Consider the following 21,983-nt stretch of genomic DNA (forward strand, 5'->3'; position numbering starts at 1 on the left):
TCATACGTTATGATAATACCAGCAACACAACGTGGTCAACATAAAATTAACTTATTGTTAATTACCAACACTTTCAAAGCTAAAGCATTACAATTTTAAAATCAAAAAATTTACATTGGTATTATTAAATAGCGCCATTACTGCATTAAGGGAAATTATAAAAAAGGGGGGATTGAATTCACAAAGGTTAACTTTTAGCTCACGGTAACTTAAAAGAGAGAGGTTTGAGAGCTCTTTGATAGCGTCACTTCCATAGCACTAAAAATCATTTCGGCTATTGGGTCTAATTGTTTTTTTATATACAAAGGATAATTCAGTCTTTTATTTGTATCACTGAGCTCTGGTCCATCAAATGTGTAAACATACTCTATAATTTGCCCTCGTTTCACCTCAAAGTTTGGGTTCTGGGCTTTATATTTTTTAACTGCTTGGACATGTGGTGGAATATTCTTTTTATATTCAGTTAAATTTTGTCCTAACCTTTTTCTATAAATTAATTTATCGTCAAATTCTCCATTTTGTAAACGCCTAGAGTAAGAATTAACTAACTCCTCTAAAAGGCTTATTTTATAGTCACTACTGAACAAAGCTTCAAACAACTCTACTTGAAACTCTTGAGCGAACTCAGTCCAATCACTTCGAACTGCTTCAACACCTTTAAATACTAGCTCATTGTGATTTTTATTAATTTTTTGACCTACATATCGTTTTTTAGAGCCCATCGTTTTCCCCCTAATTGTAGGCATAAAAAAAGGACTGTATAAGGTTTCAAATTCAATTTCCAAAAAGCTCTCTAAGTCGTGCTTCTGACTAATTTCTTGTACCCACTGTTGATTGATATTAATAGCTAATTGTTTACCAATTTCATCGCATTGAAGCGTATTCAAACCGTCATCCAAAGTAATGAATATTGAATCTGTATCGCCATAAATTACATTGTACCCACACTCCTCTATCCATTTTTTTGTGGTTTGCATTATATCGTGCCCACGTAGTGTGATTGAACTTGAAAGACGTGGATCGTAAAAGCGACACCCCCGAGAACCAAGCACTCCATATAAGCTATTCATAATAATTTTTATAGCCTGCGATAACATAGGTTTTTGGCTATCTTTTGCTTCTTGTCTTGTTATTGATAGAGTTTTTATAAGGGCTGGTAAATGATTTTTATGTCTTGAAAAAAGTGCATTATTATATCCTGGAATTGCATCTTTTGGATTGAGCAACCCCTCAATTAAACCAAGAGGGTCTATACAAAAAGTACGCATAATTGATGGATATAAGCTTTTAAAGTCGAGTACAAGTACATTTTTATAAAACCCCGGTTTTGAAGACATTACATACCCTCCAGGACTATCAAAACTTAAGCCATGATCTCCTAAATTAGGTGCAACATAACCACTTCGGTGAAGTAAGGGCAGATAAAGGTTAACAAATGAAGCGACTGAACCGCCCATTCTATGAAGTTCAAGCCCCGTTAATTGACTCCTAACAACAGCAAAATCAAGTAAATTTAATTTGTTAAAAATACGTAGCACCAGTACGCAATCTTGTCTATTGTATTTCGCAAGGGATAACTTATCATCATTAAATTGGCGTTCAATTTCTGCTAACTGGTCACTTGAACTGATGAACTTTTTCTCACCAAGCTCCTTAGCAGCTACATTTGACAGGCTAAAGCTATCATAGTGGTAGGTCGCATTTTTTAACGTGTCTATACCGTCTATAACAACTCTTCCTGGTATAGTTAATCGAGTATAATGGCCTACTCGTAATTTTATTTTTTCGTTATTACGTCCAAGACGCAATTCTATACCTAGAGTTTCAGCTCTGGAGTGAAGAACAGAAAAATCAAACTCAATGACGTTCCAACCAATAATAAGATCTGGATCTGTTTTTGCTATAAAGTGCTGTAATTTTTGTAAAAGATCGATTTCATCAACACACCATATTATTTCAATTGCATCACTATATTTAATAGGACTGCCAATCATTAATACACAATCAATACCATGACCGACCAAACCAATGGAAAATAATACCCCTTCTCCATTGCACTCGATGTCTAAAGAAACTGTTTTAAACTTAGGATTTACATCTGGGTTATTTTTAAATTGGCAATTGGTTAACAGCCTATATCCGTCTTTTTGTGTAATATCTCCTCTCACCCATGTGGAGCCTTTAATAAATCGCTCCATTAAAAAGCGATCTATAGGGCGTATGTCATCTTCGTATGTCACAATGCCCTCTGCGCTTAGAGCTTTTAACGCATTGTAGTAATGTTTAAGTGATTTAAAGTAGCAACCAGCCACAGTCCCCTGCTGAAAATCTTTTAATTCTACAGGGACAATTTCAAAAGAAACATCTGAGAGCCGCAGTACTTTTTCTACCGTCGCTTTATCCTTTAACTTGATAAAAAAAACAACTGACTCTGGTAAGCTAATTGCTTTTAATGGCCCTTTTTCAGTTAAAAGCCAAATAACAAAACTTACGCCCAAAGGTGAATCAACTGTTTCTGTAGAGAGAATAAACCCCGAGTCTAAGTGCATTAATGAAATAAGCCTTGTAATAAAAAACGACAAAAATAAAATTTGTAAAGCAGGTTATATTTTATTTCTTTCTAAGTTAGTCTTAAGAAAAAATAATATGAGCATTCAATGAGCCCTTCTGAAATTATCCAACACGCTAATAATCTCCTTCAACAAAACAAGCTTCAACAAGCCAAAAAAATAATATTATCTTTAATTCAAACTGCACCAGAGCACCATCAAGCTTGGCAAGTATTAGCCCAAGTACATCGACAGTTAAAAGAGCAAGAGCAATACCAACATGCCATTAAACAATATGAGATGATTGCTTGGTTTAACCAACGTTTAGATAAAGCGAATCAGCATCTATTAAACAAAGAATTAAAACCAGCAGAAAACATTGCCCATGAGTTGCTCAAGCTTGTAGCGAATGAATACCGTGTTTTAGTGTTATTAAGTAAAATAGCTTTTCAGGCAAACGACTTACAAACGTATTTGGCTATTACTTCTCATAATATAAATATAAACAGCACAAAATCAGCCGCTTATGATGCGCACATTGAAGCATTATTTAATACAAAGCAATATTTAGAACTAATCTCTTTTTATAATAGGTCGACCAAATTAGTTACTTTACTACCACAATCCCAAAGTCTACTCGCTGCTGCCTATGTAAAAATGATGGACTTCAAAAATGCATCTCTAAATTACCAATCTTTGTTAAATAAAAATTATTACCCCGCATATTGCAATTTAAGACTTGGAAACATAGAAAAGATAATTGGCAATAACCAAAGTGCTATTGCGTACTATTGCAAAACAATAGAACTAGCTCCCCATATCGGCGAAGCCTATTGGAACTTAGCAAACTTAAAAACATATACTTTCACTCAGCTCAATATAGCTATTTTAGAACAGCAGATAACAATAGACTCAAATAAATTAAATAAAGCACAACTTCACTTTGCTTTAGCTAAAGCATACGAACAACATAGCCGGTACGAAGATGCCTTTTTGCAGCTAAGAATAAGTAACGATTTACAAAAGTCACTTACCCCTTACATTACTAATGACTTTAATGAGCGCTGTAAAAAATACCTAACCAAAAAAGTAGCCAATACAGTACATACCTCAACCGAAAATGAAGTCCAGCTAATATTTATTGTAAGCTTGCCAAGAAGTGGCTCTACACTTATTGAGCAAATACTGGCATCGCATAGCCATGTTGACGCTAGCTATGAATTATCAGAAATCAATTCTATTGCTGTAGAGTTAGAAAACCTTCAGATAAAAAGCAAAGTACCTTATAAGCTAAATAGTTTGACTCAAGATCACTTGGCAAAATTAGCCAAACGCTATTTAAAATTCATTGAACCTTTTCGCAATAACAAGCCTTATTTTATTGATAAACAACCAGTCAACTTTCAACATATTGCTCTTATCAAAACTTTATTTCCTAGTGCAAAAATAATCGATGTACAACGAGATAAAAAAGCGACTGCATGGAGCCTTTATAAGCACTCATTTTCACAAGGCCATAGTTATAGCTACGATCAGGAAGATTTAGCTCACTACATGAATGAATATTATAAGCTGATGACACATTGGCATAGCGTATATCCTGACGAAATATATACAATTAATTATGAAAGCTTAATAAACAACTTCACTGAAACGGTTAATGATTTATTTGAACATTGCAATTTAGTAGTAGAGCAAGCGTGCTATGAGTTTTATAATAATCAACGTCCTGTTTTAACTCCCAGTTCAGAACAAGTACGTAAGCCAATTTACAAAGAAGCGCTGACTGATTGGAAAAAATATGCAAATCATCTAACGCCACTGCTTAATAGGCTAAATTAGTAAACAAGCTGCTTGTAGTTACACTCTTATAACTCTAAAATCCATAGCACTGTAATTATATACATACTTTAGGTAAATCATCCCATGCTTTCTGACTCACTAAAAAAAACAATTAGGCAAGTACACCAGCATGTGGCTAGTAACCTAAAAGATTATCGCCCTCGTAGCAGTCAAAATTATCTTGTAGCCGAAATAGCAAAAACATTAGCCGGTGAATATCATAAAAAGCAGCGCATTTGCGTAATTGAAGCAGGCACTGGTACCGGTAAGTCTCTTGCCTATTGTTTAGGCGCGTTGCCTCTTGCCTTAGCGCAAAAAAAGAAGTTAGTTATTTCTACCGCAACCGTTGCACTGCAAGAACAATTAATAGCAAAAGAGCTCCCATTTTTTAAAAAGCATTCAGGCCTCGACTTTAAATTTGATTTGGTAAAAGGTCGCCATCGTTATATTTGTGCCCACAAATTACATAATGCTGTAAACGGCGATAGCCAAACACAAATGGACTTTATGCCAACGCTTACTTCACCATTGAGCGCAATGGAAACCAAGTGTTTGAATGAGCTATATAACGCCTATGTGAATAAAAAATGGCAAGGCGATAGAGACAGTTGGGCCGATACTGTACCCGATAGAGTGTGGAACTTAATAGCGTGCGATAAACATTCATGCCAGCGCCAAATGAAGGCTCATCAAACGTGTCCGTTTCAGCTTGCTCGTAATCAATTAATGCAAATGGATGTACTGGTAATTAATCACTCTTTATTACTTGCTGATTTAGACTTAGGCGGCGGTAAAATTTTACCCGAGCCCGACAACACCATTTATGTAATTGATGAAGCGCATCATTTAGCACATATAACACGCGACTTTTCATCAGCTGCTGCCACAATAAAAGGTACAATAGAATGGCTTGATAAGCTCACCAAGTTTAGCGGAAAAATGGCAAAGGTTTTAGTGGGGCAAAGAGCCATTGGCCAAAACTTTAAACTTTGCGACAGTATTAATGACGCGAATAAAGATTTAAAAGTAGTTCGCGATATTCTCGATAATGCTGACTTTGAATATTCGAAAGACGATACTTATCGCTTTGAGCACGGTGAAATTCCACAATCGCTGCACAGTAAAGCAAAAGACATAAGCGAAGCCACGCAAGATGCGCTGCGCTGTTTAAACAAAATGCACGACACCCTTACCCAAGATGTAAGCGACGGCGACATAAAACCTTACGTTGCCGACCCAATACTAGGCGAAAGCGGTCAATACATAAACCGCTTAGAGCAACTAAACAAACTATGGTTTAGTTACGCAAAAAAAGGCGAAGGTGCTCCCCATGCACGGTGGATAAAACGTCTTGAATATAAAAGCCATCACGACCACTTATTAAGCGACTGCCCTATCGAGGTCGGTTACTACCTAAAAGATAAATTGTGGCGAGAATGCGCGGGCGCTGTTTTGTGCTCTGCTACATTAAGTGCACTGGGCTCATTTGATCACTTTGCTTACGAAACAGGGCTTGCTAAAGAAGAGGGCGTTAAATTTATTAAAGTACCTTCTCCTTTTGATTACCCAAAACAAGCCACTTTACGTATTCCGGTATCTAAAGTAGAACCTACCGATAAAGACTTTAGTGATCACCTAGCTAAAACTTTACCAGAGTACCTAAATGATAAAAAAGCGAACCTTGTACTATTCGCTTCTTACTGGCAAATGGACCACGTAACAAAGTTTCTTAGAACAAAAGGTTTTAACTTATTAGTACAAGGTGAGATGTCGCGAGAAGCATTGCTTAAATTACACACTAAAAATGTAGACGAAGGCAAAGGCAGTATTTTATTTGGAACACAAAGCCTTTCAGAAGGTCTTGATTTACCTGGTAAATATTTAGAGAACTTAATAATCACTAAAATTCCGTTTGCTGTACCTACTTCGCCGATAGAAGAAGCGCAAGCAGAATTTGTACAAAGCAAAGGTGGTAACCCGTTTTTAACGATTACCGTGCCAGACGCCGCAAAGAAATTGGTACAAAGCTGTGGTAGACTGCTGCGAAAAGAGAGTGATGAAGGCTGTATTACTATTCTCGATAGACGCTTAGTGACTAAGCGATACGGTAAAGCCATGCTCGACACCCTACCACCTTTTAAAAGACAAATAGATTATTAATGTTTGAACTCGCACTCGATCCAACAACCTGGGCTGTTTTATGTGCTGTTGCACTTGCCGCAGGTTTTATAGACGCTATCGCCGGTGGCGGTGGCATGTTAACTGTACCCGCTTTATTAACTGCTGGCTTACCTCCACATTTAACATTAGGCACCAATAAATTAGCGGCTAGCTTTGGCTCGTTAACGGCAAGCTATACATACTATAAAAAGAACTTATTTAGTCCTAAGTTTTGGGCAGCCTCTATTATTGCTACCGCAATAGGTGCATTGATAGGGACTGTTATTGTTGATCATTTAAGTATCGATTTTTTAAACAAACTACTCCCCATTATTATTATTTTAGTTGCTGGCTATAGCTTATTTGGTAATTTAAGTACTACCGAAGGCGATGAACTTCCTAAACTAAACAAAGCGATGAAAATAAAACAATGGCTACAAGGTTTAGCATTAGGCTTTTTTGATGGTTTAGCAGGCCCAGGTACGGGTACATTTTGGACTGCTTCTAATGGTATGCTTTACAAAATGAACCTGCTACTCAACTGTGGTTTAGCGCGTTCAATGAACTTTGTGTCTAACTTTATATCTTTAATTACCTTTGTTGCACTCGGCCATGTAAACTTTTTACTTGGCATAACAATGGGCTTTTTTATTATGCTAGGCGCATGGTTTGGGGCGCATTCAGCAATACGTTTTGGTAGCAAATTTATTCGCCCAGTATTTAATACTATGGTTATACTTTTAGCATTAAAACTAATTTACGAGGCTTACTTTTAATATGCATTCAATGGCTTTAGATAAACTACGTCAACAAGTTGCAACACTAAAACAACAAGCTGAGCAATTTGATAAAGCTAAACTTTTTTCTAAAAATCGCTACATGCAAGCACAACCTAGCTTGTTTGACCGCGCAGTTTTTAGTACCAAAAGCATGAACCTAGTCGATTACGTAATAGAAATAGAAGATGAAGTTTCGAGGTTACCGCCAAGCGAGCATCGCCATGCTTATACCTACGCGCTTGAACGTATTGCAGCTCAAATACAAGCTGTATTCAATGTTATTAAATCTACCCCTATTTGGGTTAAAGAAAACAAAAGCCATTATAAACCACGCCCTAAGCAAACCGTTTATAAGCAAGCTGTGCAAAAAATAATGCAATCATCCCATGAGCTTTACGACGAATTAAAACAAAACCATGAGTTTGAACGCCGTTTAGTGCTCATGATTGAAGAGCGAAAAATGCAAATGGATAAAGCCTCGCCTGCTAAAGCACAAAAGCTTAACCTTGAAATATTAAGCACACACGCTCGATTAGGCCGCTGCAGAAAAGCAATTTCTGCCACCGAAGATAAAATTCAACAAGTAGAAAAACAGCAGCTGCGTTAAGGCGCACTTTACTATGCAGCTTTATTATCATCCATTGTATTCAGACCTTATACTCCCAGAACGCCATCGATTCCCTATTCAAAAGTATAAGTTACTTAAAACCGAAATAGAAAACCTAGGTGTTTCGGCTATTCACTTTCAAGAGCCTAAGAAAGCAACGCCTGCTCAGCTTTCGCTGTGCCATAATCAAACTTATATAGATGACTTTTTAAATGGGACTCTTAGCAATAAAGCCATAAAAAAAATGGGCTTTCCTTATTCAAATGAATTGGTAGAGCGCACATTACTATCAGTTGGGGCAAGCATCCAAAGTAGTGAACACGCGCTAAAACATGGTTTTTCGGCTAATTTAAGTGGTGGCTATCATCATGCATACAGTGATTACGGCAGCGGTTTTTGTATTTTTAATGATTTAGCTATTGCAGCAGCACATTTAATAAATACAAAGCAAGCCGACACTGTTTTAATTTTTGATTGCGACGTACACCAAGGCGATGGCACAGCACAAATCACTCAAAATCATGACCAAATTATTACCTGCTCAATTCATTGTGAGCAAAATTTCCCTCGTAATAAACAGCAATCCACTTACGATTTTGCATTACCCGCTAAAACAACCGACGCTGAGTACCTTGCTACATTAGAGCAAGCACTCGATTTTTGCGTGCGTATTCATAACCCCGATATTATTTTGTATAATGCAGGGGCTGATATTTACACAAAAGACGAGTTGGGCTTGTTTGATGTATCGCTCGATGGCGTATATAAACGCGACTTTTTTACTCTCAACTTTTGTAAGCAACACCAAATCCCACTAATGTGCGGCCTAGGCGGAGGTTATCAGCGTAATTTGAGTTCACTAATTAATGTTCATAAACAACTATTTAAAGCCGCTATCGATTTATAGCAAGCCATAGTATAGACTCAGTTAAACGGATTATTTTAAAGCGGTGGGAATATGCGATTACACGAAGATATACACAACTATTACGAAAAGATTGTAGTCGAGGAAGTTATCAAACTTAAACTTGATGAAAAATATGATGAAGATGTAATGGCTGACTTTTGTTGTACGGTACTAAATCAGCTCCCGCCACGATATATTCGCTACGATGTAGATATGGCGTTTTATTTACCGCAATCAGAACGCATACATATGGAACAACGTGTACAAACAGCAATAAATGTTGCCATCAGCCAAATATCAAAAAAGAAAGAGTTAAATGACAAGCCCACTTGATCAAGCCCCTACACATATTAAACTTGCAGTAGATTTAATTATGATACTAGAGCAACACGATGTTGCTCCAGAAGAAGTACTTAAAGCACTTGAAATAGTTAAAAGCGACTTTGAAAAGAAGTTAGAAAAGTCATAACTCTATTCTATTATTTGTATGTCGTGCTCGGTAACGCTACCTTCGTGCTTAGTGCAATCAATTTTAACTTCACCAAATGTACGCCTAGGCGAAGCTGAACGCCGACAGGTCATATTTTGTGCTTTAACGCCAAATTGCGTTATATACAACTCAACTGTTTCGTCTATTTGTTGTTTTTGCTGCGTAGTCGCTGCACTGTAAAATGCATCGTATTGCGCAGACCAATTCTCAACCCCCGCTTCTTTTGCAACACCTAGCCAGCCCATTCCGAGTTTAGTAGATTGCTCCAAGTATTGGCCTTTTAAAAACATGAATGCCAACGTGTATTGTGCACTTTTATAGCCAAGTGCTGCCGGCTCTTTTAAATCATAAAAAGCTTGCTCGTACAGACCCTTTTTATACGCTTTAATACCATTGTATTCTTTTTTCTTCATTGTATTGTCGCTGTATAGGCTAACAGGGGTCGACCCACACCCACCTAATAAACCTACAGCCAAAATTGCTGCAACCGATATACATTTAGCCATAACTAGTCCCTTATTATTTTTATATGCGAGTACCGAATCTGGCTTACACTCTTTGCAAAGCCTGCTATTGTGTAATCCTATTTGTATAATTAAAATACTATCATGAGCTTAGCAAGTTTACTTCGGTTATTTTTTCTGGCTGCAATTTGGGGCGCGTCATTTTTATTTATGCGAATGGCAGCTAACAGCTTAGGCCCAGCGGTGTTAATAGAATTTAGAGTTGGCTTTGCCGCACTCACCCTCTTTATTGTGGCGCTGTACTTAAAACGCAGCTTAGCGTTTGTCCAACATAAAAAACACTTTTTTATTATAGGTGCGTTTAATTCTGCTCTGCCGTTTTTATTTTTTGCTTACGCAGCCCAAACTATTAGCGCTTCCACACTCTCAATTTTAAATTCTACAACACCAATATGGGGTGTTGTTGTTGGAATTTTATGGACAAAAACAAAGCCCAATAAAAGTATGGTGATTGGTTTACTGCTGGGTTTAATTGGCGTAGTTATTTTGGTTGGGCAAAATCATTTTGTGTTAAATAGCCAATCAATTTTGGCCATAGTAGCAGCATTAAGCGCATCACTTTGCTATGCCATTGCATCGCATTACACTAAAAACGCGCCTAAACTGCCCCCATTCGATAACGCCCATGGCTCAATGTGGGCTTCAAGCTTTATGGTATTACCGCTTATCTTATTTATGCCAATACGAGAAATACCAAGCACCAACGTTATGCTAGGTGTACTCGTATTAGGAGTAATGTGCACCGCACTTGCTTATATTTTACTTTTTAAATTAATCGAAGATATAGGCCCTACCTCGGCGTTAACAGTCACTTTTTTAATTCCGCTATTTGGCATTTTTTGGGGGCATTTAATTTTAGATGAGCAAGTTGGGCCAAATACATTATTAGGCGCATTATTTGTCATTGTGGGCACTATGCTGGTTACTGGATTTTTACCACGAAAAAAGCACTTAGCTAAAACAAGCTAAGTGCTTATATCAAGCGCTTTTACCAAAAAAGCTTACTTTTCCGCCTTTTTGCTTAAGTTTTCAATTAAGTCTTGGGCGCTAAAACTATTGTCGCTTGGTTTTATCCCTTTGCCCATTTTAATATCAATTAAGGTGTGCACTTCTTTGCGTTTATCATTGTTACTTACCTGTACGCCTACGCTGCTTGTTGGGCGTGCACGAGTTTCGCAGGTTAATAAACCACAGTTTCGCTCATATTGCTGGCTTTGTGATGCACTAATAGATGACGCGGGAGCTTGCGATTTAGACTCAACAAAGGTTTCTTTGTTGGTTACAACAAACCAGTCGTAGCCTTGTGCTTGTGTAAGCTCAGCCGCGCGCAATAATGCATAGTCACCGGCATCGGCTACATTATTTGATACGCTTTTAAACTCTACTCGGTATTGATCGTCGCTAATTTTTTGCTCGCTGTAACCTTGTGAGCCATTATTTGCGGCGCGGTAATCAGGTTTAGATGCACAGCCCGCCATAAGTAAAATACTGATAATTAAAATAGATGTTTTCATAGTTCACCTCGTTTTATACACATTATTATTTGTTTAACTGCCACTTAGCGCTAATTGCTTGCTGCTCTTGCGCTCTATCGAGTGGTGCGCCGCTGATCATGCTATCTATAACAGCATCTAACTCACTGTTATTAGACGCCGTTTGATATTGCGCGCCACTGTTACTTTGCTGCGTAGCTGTTTGCGCTTTAATTTGCCAACCGCTTTGCGTTTTACAAGCAATGCTTGTTTGCGTTGTATTATTTGAGCTTAGTGCATACTGCCTACAAAGCTCATCTTGCTGATTTTTAAAACTAAGCTGTGCACTAAATAGTGAGCCATCACTTTGCTTATACTCACCACTACTTAGCTGTGTATTAAGTGCTGTGGCTATGTTACTGGCTACTAAATTTTGCGACTCATTGGGTTGTAAATAGCTCGTCATTGCAATACCAAATACCACAGCAACGCTTGCTGCTATTGCTAAACTTTTATTAGCCGATTGCTTAACCTTTTGCCTAGGCGTTAAGGTTACTACATTACTGTTTAACGTGTTTTTTGTCGTTGCTGTATCAAGCTTTGCAACCGTTTTAGCTAATGAGTCACTAAGTGGTGCGTCGTCAATACTTGCTGCGTGCTCTTTTACTAACATGTCTACTTCGCTAAATTCTGCAAGTCGCATTACTAGCTCATCATCGGTTTCAAGGGCTTTACGCACTTGCTCCATTTCGTGCTCGCTTAGTTCTGAGTCTAAAAAGGCGCTAAGTGTTTCGTCGTTAATGTTCATACTTGCTCCTTTTTAAAGTCGGGTTTTATTAAATTATAAAGTGTACTGCGTGCGCGCGATAATTTACTCATTACACTGCCTATAGGTATATCGAGTGTATGTGCTACCTCTTTATAAGCCATGCCCTGCACTGCCACCAGCGATACTATGGCGCGTTGCTCTTCGGGTAATTGCCCAAGTGCTGTATTTACATTTTTAAGCATTTGTTTGTTTTCGAGTGTTTGGTGCTCATTACTTGTTATTGGCTCTGGTAATATATCGGCCTGAGCCGTATTTTGCCTTACCTTGCGTGAGCGGTATTCGTCTATCCACACATTGCGGCAAATTTTAAACGCCCATTTAGCAGGCTCAACGTCATCCGGAATGCCTTTTACTAATAGTTTTTCAATTGTTATTTGCACTACATCGTCTGCATCTGCTTTACTACCCGTTAGCGAATAGGCAAAACGCCTAAGCATGGGCAATAAGGTTTTTAATGTTTCGTTCATTGATTTTTACCCCTTTTATAAAGAAGACGATTCAAAAAAACATTTATTCCCAAATAGTCAAAATAATTTGAATAATGAAATTTTTCTATGTGTTAAACGTTAACTAACCAGCATGATAAATTTAATAGAAGTAACCCAGTATGAACATGAAAAAAGTCCGCGTTAAACACATAATAGCTGCCTCGCTTTGCATATTTAGCACAACGAGCTCAGCCAATATAGTAAAAGTCGATCAGGTACTTGGGCAGCTAAACCCAATAGAGCAGCGTATTGAGCAAACTATAGAGCGGGCACAACGCGTGCCGCTTCCGGTGCCTGTTCCACAAATATCGATTGATGAACTAAAAGCGCAAATAAGTGAGCCAATTAGCAATTTACCCAATGTGCTTAACATTAATATAAATAGCCAAAACACCGCATTTGTTGAAGTAGAGCTAGAAAACGGTTTTAGAGCAATAGAGCGCCAATGGTTATTGATGGCAAATAGCCAACAACTTAATACCCTAAAGCAGCAAAATATAACGATTGTGTCGGTAAAAAATTACAACGCACTTAACATGAGCTTAGTGCGCTTTAACGTACCCCAAGGTGTTAATTCTAAAAGTGAGTTATTAAAAGCGCTTAACTTAGATGAGTCTGCAATACTTGACCGAAACCACATATACCAAGCGCAAACAGGCGAGCCTACCGCAAAAGTAACGCAAAATAAGCCTATTGCGCCTTACTGCACACAAAGCGTAAAAATTGGCATGATCGACAGCGCCATTAATACCAAACACAGTGCTTTTAAAGGCACCAATATCACCTCGCAAAGCTTTTTACCACAAGGGTTAAGCTCGCCAAATTTACACGGCACCGCCATTGCAGGGCTAATTACAGGTAAAGGCGCAAAACTTAACCCGCTTTTAGGCAGTGCCAAGCTCTACAGTGCCGAGGTGTTTTATAGGCAATCTGAATATGCACAAGGGGCTACTTTATTTGCCATAGTAGAGGCACTTAACTGGCTAGTTAGTAATAAAATACCCGTAATAAATATGAGCCTAACGGGGCCAAATAACGCAATTTTAGAAGCAAGTATTACTGCAGCAATAAAACAAAATGGTTTAATTGTAGCAGCTGCGGGTAATCAAGGTCCGGCGTCGCAGCCGTTATACCCAGGCGCGTATAAAAGCGTGATAGCGGTAAGTGCTATTGATTCAAAAAACCACATTTATAGATGGTCAAATAAAGGCGATTACATAGACTTTGCAGCCCTTGGTGTAAATGTTGTTACAAGCCAAGGCAATGGAAAATTTGGGAGGGAGTCGGGTACGTCAATGGCGGCGCCGCATGTAAGCGCGGCATTAAGTTGTTTATTGTTAAAACATGGTAATAATAAAACCAAAGCACTTAACGAACTTACATCGCTGGCCGTCGATTTAGGCGAGCAAGGCAAAGACGCCACCTTTGGTTATGGCGCCATTTACCCACCTAAAAGTGAACTTTAACTGACGCCGATAAAACCGACTGAGTATAGGTATTGCTACTAAGCTTTGATTGATAATCGCCATATTCAGCCTCGGCTATTAGTGTTACGTGCTCAAACACAGCTAGGTTATAAAACGCATTAACTACATTTCGGTGCTCATCTCGCGACGGTATTTGCTCAAAAAAATCATCCGTTGTTTGCTCATCGTAATCTTTATTTTGATAACGCCAGCCAGCCCCTACTTTGTTAGCCACATTAAAGGCCGTAAATTTGTGCGTAACTTTAGTAGTAAAGCCGTAACCGTTAAAGTCGTATTGGTTGTCGTCGGCGTTTTCTTTATCGGCACTTAGCGCTGCCATTAGCATGGTTTGGCCATTATTTATAAAATGATAAAGCGCTACATCGGCACCTATGCCATCGGCATTACGTGCTTTTGCAGTAGCAAAACGTTTAGCTTTGGTTTTTATGCTCATACGTAAATACGTATACGGGTTTAAAAAATGACCATAGTAAGCACTAGCTTGATTAAAATGTAAAAATGTATCGCCATCTACATTTGCTTTTGCGCCATCGTAACGAACTCCTACCTCATGGCTATTAAAGCTGTAGCTGCCATCTAAACCATATTGATGAAGGTCTAAATCGTATTGATCAAATTCATCGTAGTCTTGTTGTTCAAACCGATAGCTTGAGGTTAATTTAGCGCCTTTGGTTAATTGCCATTTTGCATTAACACCGGCTGCGGTTTTTATGCCGCTGTCGCTTTGCGACGAAATATCATCAAGCTCCTGAACAGAAAGCGCCGAGTTACTTAATACCCCAACTTCAGCATCTGCATTTAGCTCAAAGCTATTTTTAAAGGGTTTATTTTGCTCAGGTGTTTTAACGTGGTTGGTTTGTGCAAGCACCGCTTGGGCACTAAAAACACACAATGTGGCGGTTATAACTGCTTTCATATTTATTCTCCAACAGGCCGAATAGGTTTCCCTATTCGGCATTTGTGCAAACACGCGGCGTATTAAAGGCCTAGGTCTAAGTCGTTAGTAATGTTGGTTACTACTTCACTTGCGGTGCTAAGTGCTACATCGTTACTAATTTGATCAGTAACCGCTGCACTCACCTGCCCGCTAACACTTTGTTGTACCGTGCTTTGTAAACTGCTAACCGTACTATCTTGCACACTGGCAATTAAAGATTGCTGAACACTACTTACAACTTCATTACTGGTATTAATTGCATCACCTAACTGCAGTGCAGAACTCACTGAGTTTGCAGCCGTATTAGTAATTGCTAATTGGTTTGTAAGCTCACCCGCATTAAGCGCACTCGCTGCATCAGCTTGTGTTACTGAATCGGTTGCGCTACTCACATTTGAAAGTAAAGAGGCATCTGTTGGTGTATCAGTAGTGTCAGGCTGAGTGCCTTGTTCAGAGGTAACAGAAAGTAATGACGATTGGTTCACTGCAGTCGTTAAATTACCCGCCGATGAGGTTAACTGCGCTGTTGCATCAAGTGCTGTATTGACTGTGGTATTGCCTGTGGCATTTAAAGACGATGCGTTCAATGAGTTATTTAAAGATGGGCTGGCAGATGCAACTAATGAATTTGCAGGCTCTGTGGTCTCGCTGCTTTCTTGCGCTGGAGTTTGCGTGTTATTTGCTGTTGAATCTGTGTTTTGCGAATCATCAGCCGTTACTTGTGTATCGTTAGATACGTCTGACTCGTTGCTACCACTGGCGGTTAAACCGTTTTGTGAAAGCGCAATAGATGTAGATGTTTGTTGCTGCGCCGACGTTGACTGAGATATTTCAATATCAGCGGCGTGCACTGCACCTGTAAAAATACACACACCGCTTAACATCATTACGCTTACAATTTTATTTAATTTAGTCATTGTTTTGTCCTCTAGTTTGTCGGATTGACATAAAGAAGACGATTTACAAAAACACTTTATTCCAAAATAAATTAAAAAATTACAATAAAACCACTTACTACCTAAATTTCAAATACTTAAAGGTAAGCTAATACCCTACGGCGTTAGCGTTTCACTATTTTGTATCAGCAATAACAGCTCAGCAGTAGCCGTTGCATCGGCCAACGCGCGGTGATGGCTGGTTAAATTCAAATTAAAATGCTTGCTAAGGTTACCAAGCGAATACGACTTTAAGCCTTTAAACGCTTTGCGCGATTCAACCACGGTGCACATTTTTGGCATTTTAAAAAAGTGCCCTGCCATCTCGCATTCTTTTTTAATAAAGCCGTAGTCAAAATTAACGTTATGGGCTACAAAAATACTGCCTGCGAGTATATCTAATAGCGGCTTAACTATATCGACAAATACAGGCGCGTTGTAAACCATACTGTCGCTAATACCGGTTAATGACGTAATAAAGCCAGGTATATGGCGCTCGGGGTTAACTAAGCTTGTCCAAGTATCAATGACTTTACCGTGCTGCACTTTAACTATGCCAATTTCGGTAATTCGGTTACCGCCTTTTAAGCCGCCCGTGGTTTCTATATCAACTACGCTGTAAACACGGTTTGGGTCTACAAACCACTTAACTGCGGCAATATGTACTGTAAAGCCCACATTTTTTAAATTATCTATGGTGGTTAATTGGTTGCGCCTAAGCTTATCGCCTGGAGCTTTTACTTCTTCAAAATGTACTTGGCCATTATTAATAACCATTAAATCGGGGTAGCCGTCTTTTAGCTGTAAATAATGTTTACTCATAGCCGTTAAGTGCGCAATTAGTGCCTCAAGTGGGCTGTTTAAAATAAGCGCTTCTAGTGGCTCTAATAAATTGCTGCGCCATCTAAATAAGCCATTGGGCTGATCAAAGTATTGCGCTGCATGTTTGCACACTAAATTAAGTAATGCTTGCGACGTTTGGCACTGAGCTAAGCGCTCGTTTATCTGTGTTTGCTGCGCTTCATAAAAATTACCAAGCCTTAATACTTGCGGATAAATATCAAACTCATTGCATGGCGGATAAGGCGACTCCACAAATAACTCATGCCAAAATACTAAACCAAACAAACTTTGCCAAAGCGTGTTTTCGGTATTAAATACAGCCATACCTTGGCGAGTATAATAATCGTTTACGCCCTGCTCTACTTCACCTCGGTATAGTTCATCTATTTCTAGCACGCACTGAGTGTCGGCAAGCATGGCACTTAAACGCGAACGTGTTTTTTTATTAAACTTACGCATTAAAAAATCGTCAGCAAAATAAAGTAAATCATCAGTAAGGGGGTTTTCGATAATGGCTTCTAATCGTGCTTTTACCCACTCTTTATTGCCAAGCCTGTATTGCTCTCTTATTTGAATTTCTTGTGCTTCGCTATCATCCACACACCCTTCAAGTAAACTAAAAGCAAGTTCGCTATCAACTGTTTTTAGCTGCCTATAAAGCCTAACTAATAGTTTGTTTTTTAATACAACGGCTATTGCACCATGTGCAGCTTGCACTAAAACCTGCGACGCTAAAGCAACATAGTCGCTCTCATCTGTAATATTTTTAAATGCTAACCGGTAACGGTTTAATAAATAGTTTGATTGCGCTTCGTCAAGTGTTTCAAAGCGCGACAAGCTCTCGCTGTGTCCTTCGCGCGTAGCGGTTAAGCCTAAGTCTCGCATTACAAAACGGTTTTGATGATTCACATCACCACTGCTTAGTTTGCCTGCAAATAAAAACTCAAAATACTCGTAGTAATCACTGCGGTTGTTAATTACATACTGGCTATAAAGTGGCGCAAGCTCTTGTGGGCATGCTTTAAAAAACTCACGCGCAATATCCACCAGCGCGCCTTTAGCGGTGCTCTTTTTAAAGCTTATTTGCTCTGGGTAGTTACTTAGTAACTCAACCAAAGAAGGCTTAGTTAAGTGCGCTAAAAGCTGCTGGTAATGCTGCTCGTTTGGCTCAAATAAAATGCCCGCTTTTTTTAGCGCATAAATAGCCTGATGCGGCGATGTTATTTCTTCATAATTAAGCGATTGCGCCTGCACTAAATAAGGCTTTCGCGAGTACACACGCGCCAACATGCACTGGCTTTGCTCATCTAGCTGATTAATTTTACTAATAAATTCGCGGTGCTTGGGCTCAAGTAAATGCATACATTTACTAGTTACAAACTCAATAAGCTCTCTAAAATGCGCTAAATAGTATTTTGCTGGTAATTCTTTTTTCATAATATCGCCATGACTGTATATAAAAACAGTATCTAGCATTTGTGCTTATTATTCAATCTTAAACTTGTAACTAAAACACGCTATAGTGAGCTTATTAAAGCAAATTCATTAAAAATAAAGGACTTACCATGAGCGCGCATCCGTACGATGTTTTACCACTCAATAACGGCGCAAATATTATTTTTACGCCTTGCCCTGGCACAAAAACACAAAACTTAGCGGATTCAATCGCCACATTAAAAGCGGCTGGCACTCACATGCTGCTTTCGCTTATGCCGCTAAAAGAACTTGAAAAAAACAACGTAGAAACAATTAATAGTGAGTGCAATAAGCACGATATAACCTGGTTTCATTTACCTATAAATGACGACGAAGCACCCAAACAGCCTTTTACATCAAGCTGGAACACCCACAAAACCGACATATTACAGGCCATACAACACAAACAAACCATTGCCATACATTGCAAAGGCGGTACAGGCCGCACAGGGTTGGTCGCTGCGCTTATTTTAAATTCGGCAGGTTACACAAAAGAAGAAGTATACAGCCTAGTACAAGGCATTCGCCCTAAAGCGCTTACTATAGAATTGCAAAAAGAGTACTTTGAGAGTTTTAGTCGGTAATAAAAAAGCTAGCGTAAAACAGCAAAGCTACTGATAGTTAAACGCCCATTAACTGGGTCACAGGCATAACCATTAGACGCGTTTATATTACCGGAATGCAATAAGTTACTTGGGTATATAACTGCGCGATTTAGCTTTGCCTCTACACTGTAAACTTGCTCAAACAAAGTTGTACTTCCATTTATATATTGTGGATTTTTATGAAGCTTTTGCGCCATGGCTTGTTGCTTAATAGCTTGCCTATAAAGCATAATCCGCTCTTTTGTTATACGTTCGTACCCTAGGGCTCTATGCTTATAAAATGAAGTGCCACCATGAGTTTCATCACATAAAAAGTGCACTATAGCAAGTTGATTTATATTAGGTGTATCAAAATGAGGGAGCATTTGTATTGGCCTGAGCTTATCAGGCTCAGTGCATGCAATTGAAAAAGCAGAAAGAATTACATCGAACTCGCTTTTATCCGCCATATCAAAGTGTGAATTAATAATTGGCGCAAGCGCTTTTAACCGCTCGATATAACTAAGCGGTGCTGCTTTTCTTACTCCTGGGTAAAAATCACTTTCTTGTGCGCAAAACGCTTCTCTAGCACTTTGAGAAAACACAGCAAAATTAATAAGCGCATCTACATTATTTACAAAATCATCAATAACAATAATAGGGGTTTTCTCTTCCCCTACAGTATGTATGTGTAACGCCATATTTTCGTTTAGTTTAAAATCAATCATCGGCTAAATTAAGCACTGCATTTTTACGCTCTATCAATGGGTATATTTGGCCAAGTGAGGTTATAACAGTATAAATAGCGGGTAATAAAGCGCTTTGATGTAAAAGTGTAATTTGATCACTATTAAGTTGTGCGAGTCTTTCTTGGTTAATAGTGTATAGGCCGTTTAACTTTGTTTTTTGACTGTTCTGAAACGTTACCTCAAGCGATAATGGCTGCAGTAGATCATGCTGTAACAAGGTATCAATTAACTTTTTATTGTCTATTTCGCCCTGTAGTAAATGCCCTAAACACTGCTTTATTTGTTTGAAATAGCTACTTTCTTCTGCGCTTTGGGTATAAATTGGTTCTAAATTATTCTGGCTTTGCGATCGATTATTAACGACTGCTGGGCTATTTAAATTAATACACACAGGGTATTGAGTTTGCTGCGCATGAGTATCACCAACAAAAAATGGCTGACGCTGTAATTGAAGCGGTAAATACACACCCTGCCACTGCGAGTTCTGATAAAACAAGTTCTCATGTTGCTCAAAGCCTAATAAAGCATTGAGTGTAAACTCCCCTGTTTCTGAGTTTTTTGCAAAAACTATAGGCTGCTGAACAGCAATTTGGTTTAGTTCCGCCATAACAACAGGAACCATATTAATGTTTTCTGCGTGTGATTGTGCCTTTTGTGTGTCTATTTTTATGTGCTGATGAGCACTTTGTTCTAATGCGACTAAATTTTCCATGTGTCTCTCTTTATTGTTTTTATGTGTAAATTTTTAAGCTAAATAGTGCTAAAACCATGATTCTTAACTTTATTTAATAATTCTCGGTTACTAGGTAAGTTAGTTACTGCTTGGTTTATCATGCTCTTATTTTTATCAAACTGACTTTTAGCAAAAACAGTGTCTTCAAGCATATAGGCAGTTGTGCTGTAGTCACTTTTAAAGCCCATACCATATAAAACATATTGATAACTCGCAGCTGGAAACACCTCATTGTTACTTGTAAAGTCGTGATCAGCAGGGGCGCGGTATTGCCATAGTTTCATTAGATCTTGTAAGCTTTGAGGAATCGTTTTAGGGTCTCTGTTATCGCTCCAAAATGCGTTATCGTCACGGGTTGATAAAATATAATGTAACTTTAAAAAGTCGATTATTTTTTCCCACCTATAGGTAAACGTCTCATTAAAGCGTTTGGCGGTAATATCCATAATATCCCGGGTATGGGGAAGTTGTTCGCTGATCATTTGTGCTGACATTTCTACTAATACCAATGCAGAAGCTTCTAGTGGCTCTAAAAAACCAGCCGAAAGCCCAACCGCAACACAGTTGTTTTGCCAAAAATGTGAGCGGTGGCCACTTTTAATAGGGATTTTTCTAATTGTTAACGACTCTATTTTATCGCCTACATACTCTCTAAGCTTTTCCCTTGCTTGCGACTCGGTACTGTACTTACTGGAGTACACATAGCCCACCCCACGGCGATGCTGTAATCCTATATCCCATATCCAGCCCGCTTCTTGCGCTGTTGAAATTGTGTGAGATGCAATACTCTCATTTTCATCTTCATAAGGGACTTGCACTGCTAAGGCGGTATCAATAAACAGCACATCATCGCAAGGCTGAAAAGGAACCTTATAATGCTCGCCTAATAACAATGATGAAAAACCAGTGCAATCGATAAATAAATCACCGCTAATTTCACCTTGTTGCTTTGTAGTAACGCTTGCAATATCGCCATTTTTAGCACTATTGACCTGCGTTACATCAGCTAAAATATGTTTAACGCCTAGCTGCTGCGTACAATGTTTTTGTAAAAAAACGGCAAATTTTGCAGAGTCTAAATGGTAGGCATAATTGGCTATAGCAGCATATTCTGGTGTACGAATTGTTTTAGGGGCAAGCCCTTGCTCACAAATAGCTTCTTGGTAACACACTGCGTTTGAAAAAGACGTTGACTCTGCTGTGTTATTTAACCAATGCCCTGCCATATCGGTTTTTGAAAAGCCCTGCGGCAGAACTAATGGGTGATAGTAAAAATCATCATCGCTGCCATCCACCCATTTGGCGAATTTTGCTCCTTGCTTAAAGCTTGCTTCACACTCGCGTATAAAATCGGTTTCGCTAATTCCAAGTGCTATTAATGTACTACGCATGGTAGGCCAAGTGCCTTCACCAACACCTATAATTGGTACATTTGGAGATTCAACTAGCACAACATTAAGACCATCGGGGGTATTACTTTTATGGTCCGCCGCTAATCGACCAGCTGTTAGCCAGCCTGCTATACCACCACCAACGACAACCACTGTTTTTATTTCTTTATTTTGCTGGTTCATGCTTGTTACCTATAAAGG

General features: G+C 38.7%; 21 protein-coding genes. 10 read left to right on the forward strand and 11 right to left on the reverse strand.

The genetic code is table 11. The features are described 5' to 3' along the window. Window positions 1–209: 209 nt before the first annotated feature. Window positions 210–2,549, reverse strand: coding sequence for a DNA polymerase II (locus tag H5122_RS13625; protein WP_182682307.1), 2,340 nt, complete (start codon window positions 2,547–2,549; stop codon window positions 210–212). A gap of 108 nt (window positions 2,550–2,657) precedes the next feature. On the opposite strand from H5122_RS13625, the gene H5122_RS13630 reads away from it, so the two are divergent. The 7 genes from H5122_RS13630 (at window position 2,658) to H5122_RS13660 (ending at window position 9,313) form a co-directional block, all read left to right on the forward strand. Then, on the forward strand, window positions 2,658–4,391 hold the full coding sequence (locus H5122_RS13630; RefSeq protein ID WP_182682308.1) for a tetratricopeptide repeat-containing sulfotransferase family protein: 1,734 nt from the start codon (window positions 2,658–2,660) through the stop codon (window positions 4,389–4,391). 84 nt (window positions 4,392–4,475) lie between these two features. Next, a complete protein-coding gene (gene dinG / locus H5122_RS13635) occupies window positions 4,476–6,551 on the forward strand; it encodes an ATP-dependent DNA helicase DinG (protein ID WP_039484246.1) in 2,076 nt (691 codons plus the stop codon). Next, window positions 6,551–7,327 (forward strand): TSUP family transporter, encoded by a 777-nt coding sequence (locus H5122_RS13640; protein ID WP_002958254.1) that lies wholly within the window; start codon window positions 6,551–6,553, stop codon window positions 7,325–7,327. Before dinG ends, H5122_RS13640 begins: the two co-directional genes overlap by 1 nt. A gap of 1 nt (window position 7,328) precedes the next feature. Further along, window positions 7,329–7,937 carry a primosomal replication protein gene (locus H5122_RS13645; RefSeq protein ID WP_002958255.1) on the forward strand — a complete coding sequence of 203 codons (609 nt, stop codon included), beginning with the start codon at window positions 7,329–7,331 and terminating at the stop codon, window positions 7,935–7,937. Window positions 7,938–7,950: 13 nt separating this feature from the next. Next, a complete protein-coding gene (locus H5122_RS13650; RefSeq protein WP_182672042.1) occupies window positions 7,951–8,844 on the forward strand; it encodes a histone deacetylase in 894 nt (297 codons plus the stop codon). 51 nt (window positions 8,845–8,895) lie between these two features. After that, window positions 8,896–9,177, forward strand: coding sequence for a late competence development ComFB family protein (locus tag H5122_RS13655; protein ID WP_166420264.1), 282 nt, complete (start codon window positions 8,896–8,898; stop codon window positions 9,175–9,177). Next, window positions 9,161–9,313, forward strand: a complete 153-nt coding sequence (locus H5122_RS13660) for a DUF2496 domain-containing protein (RefSeq protein WP_076915489.1) — start codon at window positions 9,161–9,163, stop codon at window positions 9,311–9,313. Before H5122_RS13655 ends, H5122_RS13660 begins: the two co-directional genes overlap by 17 nt. Window positions 9,314–9,315: 2 nt before the next feature. Here H5122_RS13660 and H5122_RS13665 read toward each other — a convergent pair whose 3' ends face one another. Further along, window positions 9,316–9,840, reverse strand: a complete 525-nt coding sequence (locus H5122_RS13665; RefSeq protein WP_182672041.1) for a sel1 repeat family protein — start codon at window positions 9,838–9,840, stop codon at window positions 9,316–9,318. Between the two features lie 102 nt (window positions 9,841–9,942). Between H5122_RS13665 and H5122_RS13670 the strand changes: the two genes are divergently transcribed. After that, a complete protein-coding gene (locus H5122_RS13670; protein WP_182672040.1) occupies window positions 9,943–10,827 on the forward strand; it encodes a DMT family transporter in 885 nt (294 codons plus the stop codon). Window positions 10,828–10,859: 32 nt separating this feature from the next. Here the strand turns inward: H5122_RS13670 and H5122_RS13675 are convergent, their stop codons facing one another. From H5122_RS13675 to H5122_RS13685, 3 genes are read right to left on the reverse strand one after another with little or no spacing between them, the layout of a single operon-like run. After that, window positions 10,860–11,372, reverse strand: a complete 513-nt coding sequence (locus H5122_RS13675) for a CC0125/CC1285 family lipoprotein (RefSeq protein ID WP_182672039.1) — start codon at window positions 11,370–11,372, stop codon at window positions 10,860–10,862. A gap of 25 nt (window positions 11,373–11,397) precedes the next feature. Further along, entirely contained in the window at window positions 11,398–12,138 is a 741-nt protein-coding gene (locus H5122_RS13680; RefSeq protein WP_182682309.1) for an anti-sigma factor, read from the reverse strand. Further along, the gene (locus H5122_RS13685) at window positions 12,135–12,626 is read right to left on the reverse strand and encodes an RNA polymerase sigma factor (protein WP_006793586.1); all 492 of its coding nucleotides are present in this window, start codon (window positions 12,624–12,626) and stop codon (window positions 12,135–12,137) included. The genes H5122_RS13680 and H5122_RS13685 overlap by 4 nt, the downstream gene beginning before the upstream one ends. Window positions 12,627–12,766: 140 nt before the next feature. On the opposite strand from H5122_RS13685, the gene H5122_RS13690 reads away from it, so the two are divergent. Continuing rightward, the gene (locus tag H5122_RS13690; protein WP_182682310.1) at window positions 12,767–14,113 is read left to right on the forward strand and encodes a S8 family serine peptidase; all 1,347 of its coding nucleotides are present in this window, start codon (window positions 12,767–12,769) and stop codon (window positions 14,111–14,113) included. Here H5122_RS13690 and H5122_RS13695 read toward each other — a convergent pair. The 3 genes from H5122_RS13695 to H5122_RS13705 form a co-directional block, all read right to left on the reverse strand. After that, window positions 14,097–15,050 carry a hypothetical protein gene (locus tag H5122_RS13695; RefSeq protein ID WP_182682311.1) on the reverse strand — a complete coding sequence of 318 codons (954 nt, stop codon included), beginning with the start codon at window positions 15,048–15,050 and terminating at the stop codon, window positions 14,097–14,099. The genes H5122_RS13690 and H5122_RS13695 overlap by 17 nt on opposite strands. 62 nt (window positions 15,051–15,112) lie before the next feature. Beyond that, window positions 15,113–15,988 carry a hypothetical protein gene (locus H5122_RS13700; protein ID WP_182672035.1) on the reverse strand — a complete coding sequence of 292 codons (876 nt, stop codon included), beginning with the start codon at window positions 15,986–15,988 and terminating at the stop codon, window positions 15,113–15,115. A gap of 135 nt (window positions 15,989–16,123) precedes the next feature. Next, window positions 16,124–18,325 carry an exonuclease domain-containing protein gene (locus H5122_RS13705; protein WP_182672034.1) on the reverse strand — a complete coding sequence of 734 codons (2,202 nt, stop codon included), beginning with the start codon at window positions 18,323–18,325 and terminating at the stop codon, window positions 16,124–16,126. 89 nt (window positions 18,326–18,414) lie between these two features. Here H5122_RS13705 and H5122_RS13710 point away from each other — a divergent pair, with 89 nt between their 5' ends. Then, on the forward strand, window positions 18,415–18,909 hold the full coding sequence (locus H5122_RS13710) for a dual specificity protein phosphatase family protein (protein WP_182682312.1): 495 nt from the start codon (window positions 18,415–18,417) through the stop codon (window positions 18,907–18,909). 8 nt (window positions 18,910–18,917) lie between these two features. Here the strand turns inward: H5122_RS13710 and H5122_RS13715 are convergent, their stop codons facing one another. From H5122_RS13715 to H5122_RS13725, 3 genes are read right to left on the reverse strand one after another with little or no spacing between them, the layout of a single operon-like run. After that, entirely contained in the window at window positions 18,918–19,637 is a 720-nt protein-coding gene (locus tag H5122_RS13715; protein WP_182682313.1) for a DUF6445 family protein, read from the reverse strand. Next, window positions 19,630–20,370: a SapC family protein gene (locus tag H5122_RS13720; protein WP_182674402.1), complete on the reverse strand. Its 741-nt coding sequence runs from the start codon at window positions 20,368–20,370 to the stop codon at window positions 19,630–19,632. Before H5122_RS13720 ends, H5122_RS13715 begins: the two co-directional genes overlap by 8 nt. 38 nt (window positions 20,371–20,408) lie before the next feature. Then, complete coding sequence (locus H5122_RS13725) at window positions 20,409–21,965, reverse strand: tryptophan halogenase family protein (RefSeq protein ID WP_182674401.1); 1,557 nt, start codon at window positions 21,963–21,965, stop codon at window positions 20,409–20,411. Between the last annotated feature and the right edge of the window lie 18 nt (window positions 21,966–21,983).

The organism is Pseudoalteromonas sp. SG43-8, from assembly GCF_014164245.1.
Lineage (GTDB): Bacteria > Pseudomonadota > Gammaproteobacteria > Enterobacterales > Alteromonadaceae > Pseudoalteromonas > Pseudoalteromonas distincta.

Excerpts from the sequence above, each read along its gene's own strand:
- H5122_RS13655 (WP_166420264.1), top strand. The coding sequence starts at position 8,896 with ATGCGATTACACGAAGATATACACAACTATTACGAAAAGATTGTAGTC.
- H5122_RS13690 (WP_182682310.1), top strand. The coding sequence starts at position 12,767 with ATGAACATGAAAAAAGTCCGCGTTAAACACATAATAGCTGCCTCGCTT.
- H5122_RS13675 (WP_182672039.1), bottom strand. The coding sequence starts at position 11,372 with ATGAAAACATCTATTTTAATTATCAGTATTTTACTTATGGCGGGCTGT.
- H5122_RS13640 (WP_002958254.1), top strand. The coding sequence starts at position 6,551 with ATGTTTGAACTCGCACTCGATCCAACAACCTGGGCTGTTTTATGTGCT.
- H5122_RS13650 (WP_182672042.1), top strand. The coding sequence starts at position 7,951 with ATGCAGCTTTATTATCATCCATTGTATTCAGACCTTATACTCCCAGAA.
- H5122_RS13715 (WP_182682313.1), bottom strand. The coding sequence starts at position 19,637 with ATGATTGATTTTAAACTAAACGAAAATATGGCGTTACACATACATACT.
- H5122_RS13660 (WP_076915489.1), top strand. The coding sequence starts at position 9,161 with ATGACAAGCCCACTTGATCAAGCCCCTACACATATTAAACTTGCAGTA.
- H5122_RS13710 (WP_182682312.1), top strand. The coding sequence starts at position 18,415 with ATGAGCGCGCATCCGTACGATGTTTTACCACTCAATAACGGCGCAAAT.
- H5122_RS13720 (WP_182674402.1), bottom strand. The coding sequence starts at position 20,370 with ATGGAAAATTTAGTCGCATTAGAACAAAGTGCTCATCAGCACATAAAA.
- H5122_RS13630 (WP_182682308.1), top strand. The coding sequence starts at position 2,658 with ATGAGCCCTTCTGAAATTATCCAACACGCTAATAATCTCCTTCAACAA.
- H5122_RS13645 (WP_002958255.1), top strand. The coding sequence starts at position 7,329 with ATGCATTCAATGGCTTTAGATAAACTACGTCAACAAGTTGCAACACTA.
- H5122_RS13625 (WP_182682307.1), bottom strand. The coding sequence starts at position 2,549 with ATGCACTTAGACTCGGGGTTTATTCTCTCTACAGAAACAGTTGATTCA.
- H5122_RS13705 (WP_182672034.1), bottom strand. The coding sequence starts at position 18,325 with ATGCTAGATACTGTTTTTATATACAGTCATGGCGATATTATGAAAAAA.
- H5122_RS13725 (WP_182674401.1), bottom strand. The coding sequence starts at position 21,965 with ATGAACCAGCAAAATAAAGAAATAAAAACAGTGGTTGTCGTTGGTGGT.
- dinG (WP_039484246.1), top strand. The coding sequence starts at position 4,476 with ATGCTTTCTGACTCACTAAAAAAAACAATTAGGCAAGTACACCAGCAT.
- H5122_RS13685 (WP_006793586.1), bottom strand. The coding sequence starts at position 12,626 with ATGAACGAAACATTAAAAACCTTATTGCCCATGCTTAGGCGTTTTGCC.
- H5122_RS13665 (WP_182672041.1), bottom strand. The coding sequence starts at position 9,840 with ATGGCTAAATGTATATCGGTTGCAGCAATTTTGGCTGTAGGTTTATTA.
- H5122_RS13670 (WP_182672040.1), top strand. The coding sequence starts at position 9,943 with ATGAGCTTAGCAAGTTTACTTCGGTTATTTTTTCTGGCTGCAATTTGG.
- H5122_RS13680 (WP_182682309.1), bottom strand. The coding sequence starts at position 12,138 with ATGAACATTAACGACGAAACACTTAGCGCCTTTTTAGACTCAGAACTA.
- H5122_RS13695 (WP_182682311.1), bottom strand. The coding sequence starts at position 15,050 with ATGAAAGCAGTTATAACCGCCACATTGTGTGTTTTTAGTGCCCAAGCG.
- H5122_RS13700 (WP_182672035.1), bottom strand. The coding sequence starts at position 15,988 with ATGACTAAATTAAATAAAATTGTAAGCGTAATGATGTTAAGCGGTGTG.